This is a genomic window from Pseudomonas sp. IPO3778 (assembly GCF_013386825.1).
Classification (GTDB): domain Bacteria; phylum Pseudomonadota; class Gammaproteobacteria; order Pseudomonadales; family Pseudomonadaceae; genus Aquipseudomonas.
Genome location: NZ_JACARC010000080.1, coordinates 20,807 through 34,125, shown reverse-complemented (window position 1 = coordinate 34,125; position 13,319 = coordinate 20,807). Strand labels below are relative to the sequence as shown.

Genomic DNA, 13,319 nt, shown 5'->3' with positions numbered 1-13,319 from the left:
ACAAAATTTCTGACACCCCCGTAAGAGCGGAACCATAAGCGGCCGTTACCGAAGAAACGGATATGTACTCAGCCAACCATCTCCCGCACCCGATACCACAACATCCCCAACGCCAGCAGCGGCGAACGCAACGCCTTCCCCCCCGGGAAAGTCATATGCGGCACCTGGCTGAAAATATCCAGGCCCTGACTCTGCCCGGCATGAATCCCTTCCGCCAACAACCGCGCACACCAGTGCGTCACGTTAAGCCCATGGCCCGAATACCCCTGGGCATAAAACACATTCGGATGCTGCTTCAACCGCCCCACCTGCGGAAAACGGTTAGCCGTAATCCCAATCTTCCCGCCCCACTGAAACTCAACCGCCGTGTTCGCCAGCTGCGGAAAAACCTTGAGCATCTTCGGTCGCATATACCCGGCGATATCCACCGGATCACGCCCCGAATAATGACAAGCCCCACCAAACAACAAGCGTCGATCCGCCGAAAGCCGGTAGTAATCCAGCCCGACTTTCTGGTCACACAGCGCCAGGTTCTGCGGGATCAACTGGTTCGCCACCTCAACCGACAGCGGCTCGGTGGCAATGATGTAGCTCCCCGCCGGCAGCACCTTGCCACTCAACTTCGGCTCCAGTTCCTCCAGATGCGCATTACACGCCAGCACCAGGCTCCCGGCCCGCACGGTGCCGGACGCGCAGCGCACCTGCACCGTGTCACCATGGATCAACTCCAGCACCGGACTGTTTTCGAAGATCCGCACACCAAGTGATTCGGCTACAGCGGCCTCCCCCAATACCAGGTTCAGCGGATGCAAATGCCCGGACCCCATGTCCACCAGGCCACCGGCATACACACCTGAGCCCACGACTTGCGCCATGTCCTCTGGCGCCACCCGCCGGGTTTCGGGGGTATAGCCCAACGCAGCCAGGCTCTCCAGTTCGCCCTGAAACGCGGCGAACTGCGCCGGGGTGTTGGCCAGTTCGCAAAAGCCCCAACGCAGGTCGCAGTCAATTGCGTGCTCGCGAATCCGCTCGCCCACCAGCGCCACCGAATCGATCCCGGCCTGCTGCAGGTAACGCACGCCCTCCTCGCCCACGTAGCGGGCGAAGCCCGACACGTCGTGCCCTATCCCGCGGATCAACTGCCCGCCATTGCGCCCGCTGGCGCCCCAGCCGATACGGCGGGCCTCCAGCAGGATGACCGACAGGCCACGCTGGGCCAGTTCGATGGCGGTGTTGACCCCGGTGAACCCACCGCCGATCACGCACACATCGGCGCTCAGGTCAGCCCTCAGCGCCGGGCGCCGGGGCATGGCGTTGGCCGAAGCCAGGTAATAGGAACGGGCGTGGTCGGACGGCGAACGGTTCATTTGTTGGTCTTCACTTTGCTCCAGGACCGCGTCATCAAGCGCATGACAGCAGGCGTCGGGGTGGTGGAAATGTAGAGCTTGTCGAGCACTTCCTGAGGTGGGTAGATCTCGGGGTTGTTCACCAGCTCTGGCGCCATGAACGCTTTGGCCGCCGGGTTCGGGTTGGCGTAGCCGACGCTGGCGCTGACCTTGGCGATCACCTCCGGGTCCAGCAGGTAGTTGATAAAGGCATGGGCGGCTTTCGGGTTGGTGGCGTCCGCCGGGATGGCCAGCAGGTCGAACCACAGGTTGCTGCCTTCCTTGGGGATCGAGTAGGCGATGTTCACGCCGTTCTTGGCTTCCTTGGCGCGGTTGGCGGCCTGGAACACGTCGCCGGAATAACCGAACGCCACGCAGATATCGCCGTTGGCCAGGTCCGAGATGTACTTGGAGGAATGGAAATAGGTGATGTACGGCCGCAGGGTCAGCAGCTTGGCTTCAGCCTGCTTGTAGTCTTCGGGGTTCTCACTGCGCGGGTCCTTGCCCATGTAGTTGAGGATCGCCGGGAACAGTTCATCCGCCGAGTCGAGGAACGCGACACCGCACTCGTGCAGCTTCTTGATGTTCTCCGGCTCGAACAGCACGGCCCACGAATCGATATGGTCGATGCCCAGCACCTGCTTGACCTTGTCCACGTTGTAGCCGATGCCGTTGGTGCCCCACAGGTAAGGCACGGAGTGCGCGTTGCCCGGGTCGTTTTTCTCCAGCAGCTTGAGCAATTTCGGGTCGAGGTTCTTGTAGTTGGGCAGCTGCGAGCGGTCCAGCTTGAGGAACGCGCCGGCTTTGACCTGGCGTGCCAGGAAGTGGTTGGACGGCACCACCACGTCATATCCGGTACGCCCGGCAAGCAGTTTGCCTTCCAGGGTTTCGTTGGAGTCGAACACGTCATAGATCACCTTGATCCCGGTCTTGGCCTGGAAGTCGGCCAAGGTGGTCTCACCGATGTAGTCGGTCCAGTTGTACACGCTGACCGTCTGCGCGGCGTGGCCCGCACTGCTGAACAACGCCGCCAAGGCCAGCGGGAGAAGCTTTTTCACCAGACGCATATCGACACCCCTTTGGTTTTTTAGTGTGGTTTCTCAGACGCTCAGCAACAGGAACTCGCGTTCCCAGGAACTGATCACTCGCTTGAAATTCTCGTGTTCGGCCCGCTTGACCGCGACGTAGCCGCGCACAAACTTGTCCCCCAGGTACTGTTTGACGGTGTCGCACTCCTCCATGCGCGCCAGGGCGTCTTCGAGGGTCAGAGGCAGGCGCAGGTTGCGGCGCTCGTAGGCGCGGCCTTCCACCGGCGCGCTGGGCTCGATCTTTTCGATCATGCCGAGGTAGCCGCACAACAGGCTGGCGGCGATGGCCAGGTACGGGTTGGCGTCGGCGCCCGGCAGGCGGTTTTCCACGCGCATCGCGTCGGGGCTGGAGGTCGGTACGCGCAGGCCGACGGTGCGGTTTTCTTCGCCCCACTCGACGTTGACCGGTGCCGACGTGTCCGGCAGGAAGCGGCGGAACGAGTTCACATTGGGCGCAAACATCGGCAGCAGCTTGGGGATGTATTTCTGCAAGCCGCCGATGTGGTTCAGGAACAGCTGGCTCTTGTTGCCGTGTTCATCGACAAACACCGGCTTGCCGGTGGCGATCTCCACCACGCTCTGGTGCAGGTGCATGGCGCTGCCGGGCTCGTCGGCCACGGGTTTGGCCATGAAGGTGGCCGCGACGTTGTGCTTGAGCGCGGCCTCCCGCAGGGTGCGCTTGAACACGGTAATCTGGTCGGCCAGGTCTAACGCATCACCGTGACGGAAGTTGATTTCCATCTGCGCCGGGCCGTCTTCGTGGATCAGCGTGTCGAGGTCCAGGCCCTGGGCTTCGCACCAGTCGTAGACGTCTTCGAACAGCGGGTCGAACTCGTTGGCGGCGTCGATGGAGAACGATTGGCGGCCACTTTCGGCTCGGCCGGAACGGCCCAGCGGGGTCTTCAACGGCAGGTCCGGGTCTTCGCAGCGTTGGGTCAGGTAGAACTCCATTTCCGGCGCAACAATCGGCTGCCAGCCTTGCTCGGTGTAGAGTTGCAGGACCTTTTTCAGCACGTTGCGCGGTGACAATTCGATGGGGTTGCCCTGCTTGTCGAACGTGTCGTGGATCACGATGGCGGTGGGCTCGATGGCCCAGGGTATGACGTAGGTGGCGTTGGACACCGGGCGACAGATCATGTCGATATCGGCCGGGTCCAGCAGGTCGTAGTAGAGGTCGTCGTCGACAAAGTCCCCGGTTACCGTTTGCAGCAACACACTTTCCGGCAGGCGCATGCCTCGCTCATGCAGGAACTTGTTGGTGGGCGAAATCTTGCCGCGTGCGATGCCAGTCAAATCACTGATCACGCATTCGACTTCGGTAATCTTGTGTTCTTTCAGCCAGGCGGACAGCTGATCGAAGGGGGCGTTCATAAGGACCTCGTCATGGGTTGGATGATGCGTCGACGGGCTTCCCTCGCCGCGCATTGAGGTCTATCTTGGGCCAGCCGTCCAACGGCATCTATCCACTTTGCGCCAACCACAACGCACCAATAGAGTGCGCCCAGGTTACCCATGACACAGGCAACAGCTTTGCGCGTACAGGCCTTCACCACCGGTGATGTGGCCGCTCAATGCAGTGCGACACCCGGTTGGGTGCAGCAGTACCAGCAGATGTCCCCAGGGCATTTTGCCGGGCAGATCCGCTACCTCGACCTGCAAGGCGTCGAGGTGTATGAAGAGCAGATGAACACCCGGGTGGAACAGCATTTCAACGCGCCGCCGGGCTCGCTGGCGTTCTGTTTCGATGGCAGCGACAACGCGCTGTACGTGCTCAATGGCGAGAGCCGCAACACCTGGATCACCCCGGAAAACTACCGCGAAGTGGCGGTGGTATTCGGGCCGCAATTCGTGCAGCGCCATGGCCTGGAGGTGGCGAAGCTGGAGGGCCTGTTCATGGCCCCGCTCAACTCCCGGCAAAACCCGCTGTTCAGCCGCTGGCTCAGCGGCACGCTGACGCGGCTGTCGGCGACGCTTGACCCGCCGAGCCGCGATGCCCTCACTCAACAACTGCTGGACGATTGCCTGTTCATCCTCGACAACGCCTGTGTGGGCCTGGACCAGAGCTCCTTGCAGAAGCGCACCGAGGAACGAATCATCATGGCGCGCATTGGCGAATGGGCCGCAGATGTACCGGATGAAACGGTCAACCTGCTGGAACTGGCGCGCATCGCCGGGGTGCCGTTGCGCCAGTTACAGCATGGGTTCAAGACGTATACCGGGATGAGCCCGGGGCAGTGGTTGAGGTTGCGCCGGCTGAACAGTGCACGGCGGGAACTGTTGAACCCGCCCTCAGTGAACACCACCGTGGCCGAGGTGGCGATGAACGGGTCGTTCTGGCATCTGGGGCGGTTTTCCAACAGTTATCGGGCGTTGTTTCAAGAGTTGCCGAGCGAGACCCTGAAGCGCCACAAATAAATGGGGGAGCGGGCTTTTGCGGGAGTGGGCTTGTGTGGGAGCGGGCTTGCTCGCGAAAGCGGCGGATCAGTCAATACAGGTGGCACTGATACACCGCCTTCGCGAGCAAGCCCGCTCCCACACAAGCCCGCTCCCACATTTTGACCTCCATCAGGCTTGGGTTTTGCGAACCACCCGCCTCCGTTGAATCACCCGCTTCCAGACCCTGGACGTGGCGCGCCGGGATTTCAGCGTCTCCCGTTCACCAGGCTCGACGCCTGCTTCAAAGCGAACCATTCTCGAAAACTTGTAAAACGCCGCCGTTATGCCTAGCTTATGCGCCCTTCGCTCTGCGCTCTCAGGCCTTCCCCCCATGGTTTTGCGTCTTCGCCCCGCTGTCCCTTCACGTTTCGCCCTCGGCCTGCTGCTCAGCGCAGGCATCGGTAGCAGTCAGGCGGCTGACATTGAGCTGCCGGAGGTGAAGGTCCAGGGCCAGGACGAGTCCGGCTATAACACCGACACCGCCTCGGTGGGCGGTTTCAACGAGGCGCCGTTGCTCGACACGCCGGCCTCGATCGCGGTGTTCAACGAGTCGCTGATCAAGGACCAACAGGCGCGGCTGCTCAGCGAAGTGCTGCGCAACGACGCCTCGGTGGGCGACAGCTACGCGCCCATCGGCTACTACGAAAACTTTGTGGTACGCGGCTTTTCGCTGAACGCCGCCAGCAGTTACAAGATCAACGGCCGCACCATCACCGGCGAGCAGAACGTTGCCTTGGAAAACAAGCAACGGGTGGAGTTGCTCAAGGGTTTGTCGGGCCTGCAAAGCGGGATTGCCGAGCCCAGCGGCGTGATCAATTACGTGACCAAGCGCCCGGAGGATGTGCGCTCGGTGACGGTGTCCACCGATGATCGCGGCAGTGGTTACCTGGCCACCGACGTGGGCGGCTGGTTTGGCAGCGAGCAGCAGTTCGGCCTGCGCGCCAACGTGGCCCATGAAGACCTCAATTCCTATGTCGAACATGCCAATGGCCACCGGGATTTCCTGTCCCTGGCGTTCGATTGGAACATCAGCCCCGATGCGGTGTTGCAGTTGGATGCGGAGTATCAGAACAAGCAGCAGCGCTCGGTGCCGGGTTATCAGTTGCTGGGCGGGACCGAGGTGCCGCACAACGCATCGCCGAAAAAGCTGCTGGGGCATCAGAGCGGCGCGAACCAGGTGGGGATCGATTCGCTGAACCTCAATGGCAAGTTTGAGTATCGCTTCAGTGACCAGTGGAAAGGCAGCGTGAGCGCGGCACGCAGCAAGGTGGTGATTGATGATTTCAGTTCGTTTGCGTGGGGCGGTGCCACCACCGGCAACCAAAACTACTTCAGCCCGGAAGGTGACTACGGCATCTATGACTTCCGCAGCCCCGATGACACTCGGCGCGATGATGAAATTCAGGCGGCGATGACGGGGCTGTTCAACACCGGTGGATGGGGGCATGAGTTGACGTTCGGCAGCAGTGCGTTTCGCCGGGTGATCGATAAGCGCGAGGCCGTGAACGAGTGGATTGGCACGGGCAACATCTACCAGGACCCAGAAAATTTCACACCCACTGACAAGCCGCTGAATGACAGCCACCGCAACCTCGACAGCCGTCAATACGGCCTGTTCGTCACCGACCGCATCAGTTTCAACGAACAATGGCAGACCATTATCGGCGGACGTGAAGTACGCCTCGACGAAAAGGCCTTCGATGATCAGGGCAACGCGTCGCGCCACACCCAGCAGTATGTGTTCCTGCCCCAGGCGGCGCTGATCTATAAACCGATCGAAAACCTGTCGCTCTATACCAGCTACAGCAAAGGCCTGTCCCTGGGCGGGCAGGCACCTTGGTTTGCGCTGAACAACGACGAAACCCTCGCCCCAACCGTCTCCCGCCAGATCGAAGCCGGTGTGAAATACGACTGGCGCCGCATCAGCTTCGCCGCCGCGATCTTCCAGACCCGCCAGGCGTATCAATACGCCAAGCCCGACGACGCCGGTACGTTCACCTACGTGCAACAAGGCGAACAGAAAAACACCGGCCTGGAACTGTCCGCCAACGGCTGGGCCACCCAGCGCTTGCAGATTGCCGCCAGCGTCGCGGCGATCCGTGCACGGGTAACGGGCAGCGGCACGCCGGAATACGAAGGCCATCAGGCGATCAACGTACCGAGACTTCGTGCGAGTGTGTATGCCGATTACGCCCTGCCCTGGGTCGACGGCCTGGCGGTGCTGGGCGGCGTGCAATACAGCGCCAGCAAGTACGCCAATCGTACCGGTGATGTGGACGTGGGCGACTACGCCATCGTCAATGTCGGCAGCCGCTATACCACCCGACTCGATGGCTATGAAACGGTGTTTCGCCTGAGCGTCGACAACCTGTTCGACAAGCGTTACTGGCGCGATACCGGCGAATACCTGGGGGATGACTACCTGTTCCAGGGCGCGCCGTTGACGGCGCGCTTGAGTGCGACGGTTAACTTCTGAAGCGGCTCGAGTGAAGAACAAAGGTGGGAGCTGTCGAGCTTTAGCGAGGCTGCGATGGCGGTGGATCAGCCACTATCCATGTTGACTGTGCCACCGCCATCGCAGCCTCGCTGGGGCTCGACAGCTCCCACACTGGAGCTGCTTCGTTGGTTGATTACTTGGGCATCTTGCGAAAGCCAATCGCCAGGCGGTTCCAGCTGTTGATGGTGGAGATCGCCACGCTCAGGTCGACTTGCTCCTGGGCGCTGAAATGGGCGGCCAGTTCGTTGAAGTCTTCATCCGGTGCGTGGGTCTGGCTGATCAGGGTCAGGCTTTCGGCCCAGGCCAGCGCAGCACGTTCGCGCGGGGTGAAGAACGGCGTTTCACGCCAGGCCGACAAGGTGTACAGGCGACGCTCGGTCTCGCCACCCTTGCGGGCGTCGGCGGTGTGCATGTCAAGGCAGAAGGCACAGCCGTTGATCTGCGAGACACGCAGGCGGATCAGTTCCAGCAGCGGCAGTTCGATGGACAGTTTGCCGGACGCTGCTTCCAGGGCCAGCATGGCTTTCATGGCATCCGGGGAGGCGGTGTAGAAGTCGGTACGGATTTGCATGGTGGTACTCCAGAACAGTGGGGATTGGTGTCTAGAGTAGTGAGACGGGTGCGTTGGGCAAATAGCCAATCCGGGGGAAGATCGGGTAGCCAATCTCAGTGCCCGGCTTGCTCCTCCACCCGACGCTTGTGGGACTCGGCATACGCGGCTTCACGGGCCAGCAGCAACGGGTCGTCGGACGGTTCGATACCCGCTGGCAATTCCAGGGGGTTGAAGTCGATGTCGCGGCAGGCGCCATCGATCTGCGGTTGTTGCCGGTCGACCAGCAGTACCCCGGCATCGATCTGCCGACGTTGCTCTTCGGGCCAACGCAGGGTGGCATCGGTGGTGGGGTCGCCGGGCTCGGCCAGGGTGATCATCAGGTGCCAGCGCGCGGGTGATTGGGCCACCCGATTGGCAAAACCGAACGCAAGGAAGTCCGGGTCACTGCCCTCTTGCGCAGTCATCGGTGTGTAAGCCGTCTCGGGCACCATGCTCCAGCGTACGAAGCGGACCTGGCCCTGGGCGTTGGTCATGCGAAACGCATTCACACTGTAGAACGCGGTGTTATCGAAACCGGACGACGCGGGATGGTCCGCCAGCCAGGCTTCGAACGGCTGAATCTCCGGATGCGCCTGCTTGAAGGCGTTCATCTTCTGCGGGTCGGGACCGCTGCTGCCGTACTCCGGCATCGAGGCTCGCAACTGCTCGAACAGGCCTTCAGGCGTGTTGACCGGGAACACGGGTACCGAATTCATCGCGGTGTACCAGGTCTGGCCATCGGCGCCGGTGAGGCTCAGGGCCATGCTGCGGATCATGCCGTGGGCATCGGCCTGCGCCGGGTCGCCACCGGCAGCCGACAGCCGGCCGATCACCGGTACGCTGCCGCGCTGGAACACCACGGCGCTGGAGATCTCTACCGCCTTGCCACTGCCTTCAAACCTGCCGGTGATGCACAGGCCCTTGGCATGGTTACGACGAAAGCCGGGATGAGCCCGACCGGCCGCGGCTTCCATTTCATCGACGATTTGTGCCGCAGTGGGTGACGGGGAAAACGCGGAAGCCAGCCACCCCCCGTGATAAGCCCAGGAAGCGAGGGCAAGGGCGGCAGCGGTGAGGGGGAATATCAGACGATGGCGCGTTTTCATCAACCTACCTGGAATCGCAGCATTGGGATCCAATGCTCGATCCCGGTACTGTCATTTCTGAATATCAGCGACCCACATTGGTGCGCGGGAAACTGCGAACAGCTGGCCAGCCGTTCGGTCTGCAACCAGGCGGGCAACCGCCTTGAGGTCCACACCTTCGGGCTCGCCGATCAGCGCATAGCCCAGTTCAGACTGGCGCCAGGTCACTACGTTCATTTGCGCCACGCTTTGTTGGGCCACGGATTGGTCAGGCTTGGGCTCCTTCATGACGCACAGGGCCACCGGCGCACCGTTTTCGGGCAGGTAGACCAACTGGATCAGCGCCTTGTTGTTGAAACGCAGGCGTTGCACGCGCTTGAAGGTCAGGCCGGCGGAACTCAGGTCCGGCACGCGCAGGGCCAGGCCGTCGATGTCGCGAATATCGGCCAGGGTCTTGGTCACCACATCGGTGGGCTGGGCGCCGTAGTCCACGGTTTCCCGGGTGTACAGATGCTGATAGGCCGCCGCCTGCTGCACCCACGGCAAGGTCTGGGCCATGGCGGGCGCGGTGGCGTCGAAACCGGGTTTGAACACCCCGTTGAGCATGCCGACTTGCAGCACCAGCGCATAACAGGCAGCGCCTGCCGCGAACGTCAGGGCGGTCCATGCAAATTTAGGTCGGGCCTGACCGAACAAGCGGGCAAAAACGCTGTCTTTTTTAACAGCCACGGGAACAGGCGCTGGCGCCGCAGTTTGGGCAGCCGAATGCTGAGCCGCCAAGGCCGCAATATTGAGCTTCAAGCTTTCGGGTACCGGCGGCAGTTTTTGCCGGGCAAACGCTTCCTCATAAGGCAGGCAGGAAGCCATCAACCGGGAGACGCGCTGGGCCAAATCCGGCGAAGCGTCCATAAGCCGCTCAAGCTCCTGGTTCTGTTGCGGCGACAGTTCGCCGTCAACATAGGCCATAAGCAGGGCATCGTCCGCTACCATTGGGTCATCACTCCATTTATTCATCATGACTACGTTACGTGATCTCGGCCTTGTGGGCCAATGGGGCTGGTTAGCGGGTAGCACACAGCCATCATATTGATATCAATTATCCTGTTGCAACAACTGGAAACACTAAAAGGCAAACCAAAAATACTTTAAAACAGGAGCAAATACTCTAAGACAACACCTGTGAATCGAAAATATTCCCTCGGCCCGTTAAATATTATATGTTTCACATTGTGTCTGTATCGTTCCAGTGACAATGACACAATCATCTGTTGGCCCGCTTTGTGCTTTTGCACCAAATATCGCTGTTCCGCACGCGCTTCCCAGGATCCTCAGCAACGCAAAGGACGCCCAGACATTGGCATCCGCTACGGCATAACCTCGTAGCCTGACCGCTCCATTTTAGGCATCCTGAAATAATAAGAGGAAATATGTCGATCACCGGTGCAGATTTACCCGCACTGCTGCCAGAACTGCTGCCGCGCCTGTGGGCGTTCGCGTTGCGGATTTCCGGCGACAAGCACGACGCCGAGGATCTGGTCCAGCTTGCCTGTGTGCGTGCGTTGGAACGCTCCCATCAATTGCAGCCTGACACCTCGGTGTTGAGCTGGATGTTCTCGATTGTCCACTCCACCTGGATCAACGAACTGCGTTCACGCAAGGTGCGCAGCCGCTCGCGCATGGACTGGAACGACGAATTTCTCGAAACCGTCAGCGACCCTGAGGCGCCCAACCCGGAGTCCGACCTGATGCACCGGCAGATTCTGGACGCCGTGCACAAGCTGCCCGAAGGCCAGCGCGAGGTGATGTTGCTGGTGGGTGTGGAACGCTTCAGCTACAAGGAAGCCGCCGACATGCTCGAGTTGCCGATCGGCACGGTGATGAGCCGGTTGTCGCGGGCACGTCAGGCGATCGGCGCGCTTTTTGATTCGCCGAAAAGCAAACCTTTGCGCGCTCGCTCAGACGCGTAATCAACACCTCCATGGCGTCCTGAAGGGACCACCCCAGGGATCACGCCAGCCCTCCTCCCTCCCCCCGAAACGCACTGGGGCTCAGCCCGGTCCAGCGCTTGAATGCCCGCCGAAAACTGCGCACATCGCTATAGCCCACTTCCTCGGTAATACGCTCGATGGACAACCCCGGATTGCTCAGCAACCCCATGGTGCGTGCCCGTCGCACCTGCTCCTGCAAGCCTTCAAACGTCAGCCCGTGCTCGGTCAGGCGCCGACGCAAGGTGCGCCCGCTCATGTTCAAGTCACTGGCGACCTTTTCCAGTTGGCTGCCCTGCAAGTCCCGGGAAATCGCGCGCTCCACCGCCTGGATCAAATCCATTTTCTGATGCAGTTGGGCGCTTTCCAGCTCCAGCAACTCCAGGGCCTGGCGCAGGGCCAGGGCGTGGTGATTGGGCAGGCGCACGTCCAGCCAGTGGCTGGCCAGGACCATGCGGTTATGCAGGCAGCCAAAACGCACGTCCGCGCCAAACAGCTGGTGGTAGTCGGCGACATAGCCGGGCGCGGCGTGGATGAATTCCACCCGCAGCGGCATAAACCCCTCGCCCACCAAGGCCCGGCCATACACCATCAGGCTGGCGAAGAACTCCTCGGCGGCGAACACCTGCACCTCTGCATAGGGCAGCAGGCATTCGATATCCACAAACACTTCCTCGGCGCCTTCACGGGTGCGTGAGGTGGCGATACCGCCGGAGGTGTGCTGGTGACGCTCACCGATGGCAAACGCATCCCGCAGGGTCTTGCACAGTGAAATCACATGCCCGAGCAGGCCCAGGGTGCCGAGTACATTCTGATGGCCCACCCACAGGCCCAGCCCCTGATCGGGCAACACCTTGAGGGCACGCTGGATCATCGCGACCGCCTGGCGATAGGAAATCCGCTGGGCCGGGTCATCGAGGTCAGCCAGGGTAAACCCCAGCCCACGGCACAGGTGCTCGGCACTTGCGCCCTTTTGCGCAACCACGTGTCCGAGGGTTTGCAGCAGAAATGGCGAGACCAGGGCCAGGTCATACTGCGGATCAACGGCTTTCCTTTGCATGGATCTTCGATTCCCGACTGAGTGCTTCAGTTCTTGTTTTGGAAACATCCTGACAATCATAGGCGCTTGCAAGAGGCGCTGCACTCTGGATGAAAGCTGTCCGCCAAAGTCCCCCTATGTGGCCGCCAATACCCTGCCCCGCCGGGCGTCGAGGGCTTATTTCTATAGGCAGCGTCTCTCTAACAATAATAATGAGCCCAGACATGAACCCGACCCGTGCGTTTTACCCCGTGCAACTCGCCTTGTTGACCCTCATCAGCCTGCCGGCCCTGGCCACCGAAGGCGGCGTCGACAACATCGGCCCAGGCACCGACGGCTTCTATATCCTGCCGCTGGACGTGAACAACCTGCCGGACCATATGTTCGCCTTCAACATTTACTACAACCATTACGAAGCCAAAAAGCTCGATATCAGTTCCCTGGGTGGCAAGGTGCCGGACGTGAAGATCAAATCCGATGCGATCATTCCGCGCCTGGATTACCTCAGCCCGCTGCGGGTCTTCGGCGGGCGCCTGGGGGCTTACATCGCCCAGCCATACCTGAAGCAACAGGTGTCGCTGTTCGGTATGTCCGACACCCGGGAAAGCATGGGCGACACCACGGTAGCGCCGATCATTCTCTGGGACCTGGGCAAGAACCTGACCGTGGGCACCGCCCTGGAAATCACCCTGCCCACCGGCGAATACGACGCCTCGCGCCTGGCCAATACCAGCAACAATTTCTACACCTACAAACCCCTGGTGTCGGCGACCTGGATGCCCAACGAGCGCACCGAACTGTCGATCAAGACCACCTACAGCTTCAACAAGGAAAACCCCGACACCCATTACCGTTCAGGGCAGATTTTCCACTTCGATTATTCCGCCAGCTACAAGGTCACCGACAACCTCAGCCTGGGGCTCAACGGCTACTACCTCAAGCAGACCACCGACGATAAGCAGTACGGGCGTACGGTGGTGAACATCTATGGCGAAGACGTCGACGACGGGGTCAAGGGCCAGGTGTTTGCGATCGGTCCTGCGGTGTATTTCACCTTCCTCAAGTACGCCAGTGCGGAAGTGCGCTGGGCCAAGGAATTTGACGTGCAGAACCGCCCGGAAGGCGACATGTTGTGGGCGAAGCTGACGATTCCGTTCGCCTTGTAAACCTCCCCGCGGCAGACCGCCCACAGGGTCTGTCGCGCCCTCTGCG

Annotated in this window: 11 protein-coding genes; 4 read left to right on the top strand and 7 right to left on the bottom strand. The window is 61.0% G+C overall.

Annotated features, from left to right (window positions below; all coding sequences use genetic code 11):
- Window positions 1–68: 68 nt before the first annotated feature.
- From HX855_RS30605 to HX855_RS30595, 3 genes are read right to left on the bottom strand one after another with little or no spacing between them, the layout of a single operon-like run.
- Window positions 69–1,367, bottom strand: coding sequence for an FAD-binding oxidoreductase (locus HX855_RS30605; protein WP_177087526.1), 1,299 nt, complete (start codon window positions 1,365–1,367; stop codon window positions 69–71).
- Complete coding sequence (locus HX855_RS30600) at window positions 1,364–2,452, bottom strand: polyamine ABC transporter substrate-binding protein (RefSeq protein WP_177087524.1); 1,089 nt, start codon at window positions 2,450–2,452, stop codon at window positions 1,364–1,366. Before HX855_RS30600 ends, HX855_RS30605 begins: the two co-directional genes overlap by 4 nt.
- Window positions 2,453–2,485: 33 nt before the next feature.
- The gene (locus tag HX855_RS30595; protein ID WP_177087522.1) at window positions 2,486–3,844 is read right to left on the bottom strand and encodes a glutamine synthetase family protein; all 1,359 of its coding nucleotides are present in this window, start codon (window positions 3,842–3,844) and stop codon (window positions 2,486–2,488) included.
- Window positions 3,845–3,985: 141 nt separating this feature from the next.
- On the opposite strand from HX855_RS30595, the gene HX855_RS30590 reads away from it, so the two are divergent.
- A complete protein-coding gene (locus tag HX855_RS30590) occupies window positions 3,986–4,888 on the top strand; it encodes a helix-turn-helix domain-containing protein (protein ID WP_177087520.1) in 903 nt (300 codons plus the stop codon).
- A gap of 352 nt (window positions 4,889–5,240) precedes the next feature.
- Complete coding sequence (locus HX855_RS30585; RefSeq protein WP_177087518.1) at window positions 5,241–7,385, top strand: TonB-dependent siderophore receptor; 2,145 nt, start codon at window positions 5,241–5,243, stop codon at window positions 7,383–7,385.
- A 154-nt stretch (window positions 7,386–7,539) separates the two neighbouring features.
- Here HX855_RS30585 and HX855_RS30580 read toward each other — a convergent pair whose 3' ends face one another.
- The 3 genes from HX855_RS30580 to HX855_RS30570 all read right to left on the bottom strand — a co-directional run bounded on the left by HX855_RS30580 (window position 7,540) and on the right by HX855_RS30570 (window position 10,073).
- Complete coding sequence (locus tag HX855_RS30580) at window positions 7,540–7,977, bottom strand: carboxymuconolactone decarboxylase family protein (protein WP_177087516.1); 438 nt, start codon at window positions 7,975–7,977, stop codon at window positions 7,540–7,542.
- A gap of 95 nt (window positions 7,978–8,072) precedes the next feature.
- Window positions 8,073–9,104 (bottom strand): catalase family peroxidase, encoded by a 1,032-nt coding sequence (locus HX855_RS30575; RefSeq protein WP_177087514.1) that lies wholly within the window; start codon window positions 9,102–9,104, stop codon window positions 8,073–8,075.
- Between the two features lie 51 nt (window positions 9,105–9,155).
- Complete coding sequence (locus HX855_RS30570) at window positions 9,156–10,073, bottom strand: anti-sigma factor (RefSeq protein ID WP_256353040.1); 918 nt, start codon at window positions 10,071–10,073, stop codon at window positions 9,156–9,158.
- Window positions 10,074–10,510: 437 nt separating this feature from the next.
- Between HX855_RS30570 and HX855_RS30565 the strand changes: the two genes are divergently transcribed.
- Complete coding sequence (locus HX855_RS30565; RefSeq protein ID WP_177087512.1) at window positions 10,511–11,050, top strand: RNA polymerase sigma factor; 540 nt, start codon at window positions 10,511–10,513, stop codon at window positions 11,048–11,050.
- A gap of 40 nt (window positions 11,051–11,090) precedes the next feature.
- Here HX855_RS30565 and HX855_RS30560 read toward each other — a convergent pair whose 3' ends face one another.
- Window positions 11,091–12,128 carry an AraC family transcriptional regulator gene (locus HX855_RS30560; RefSeq protein ID WP_177087509.1) on the bottom strand — a complete coding sequence of 346 codons (1,038 nt, stop codon included), beginning with the start codon at window positions 12,126–12,128 and terminating at the stop codon, window positions 11,091–11,093.
- A 203-nt stretch (window positions 12,129–12,331) separates the two neighbouring features.
- Between HX855_RS30560 and HX855_RS30555 the strand changes: the two genes are divergently transcribed.
- Window positions 12,332–13,273, top strand: a complete 942-nt coding sequence (locus HX855_RS30555) for a transporter (RefSeq protein ID WP_177087507.1) — start codon at window positions 12,332–12,334, stop codon at window positions 13,271–13,273.
- The last annotated feature ends 46 nt before the right edge of the window (window positions 13,274–13,319 follow it).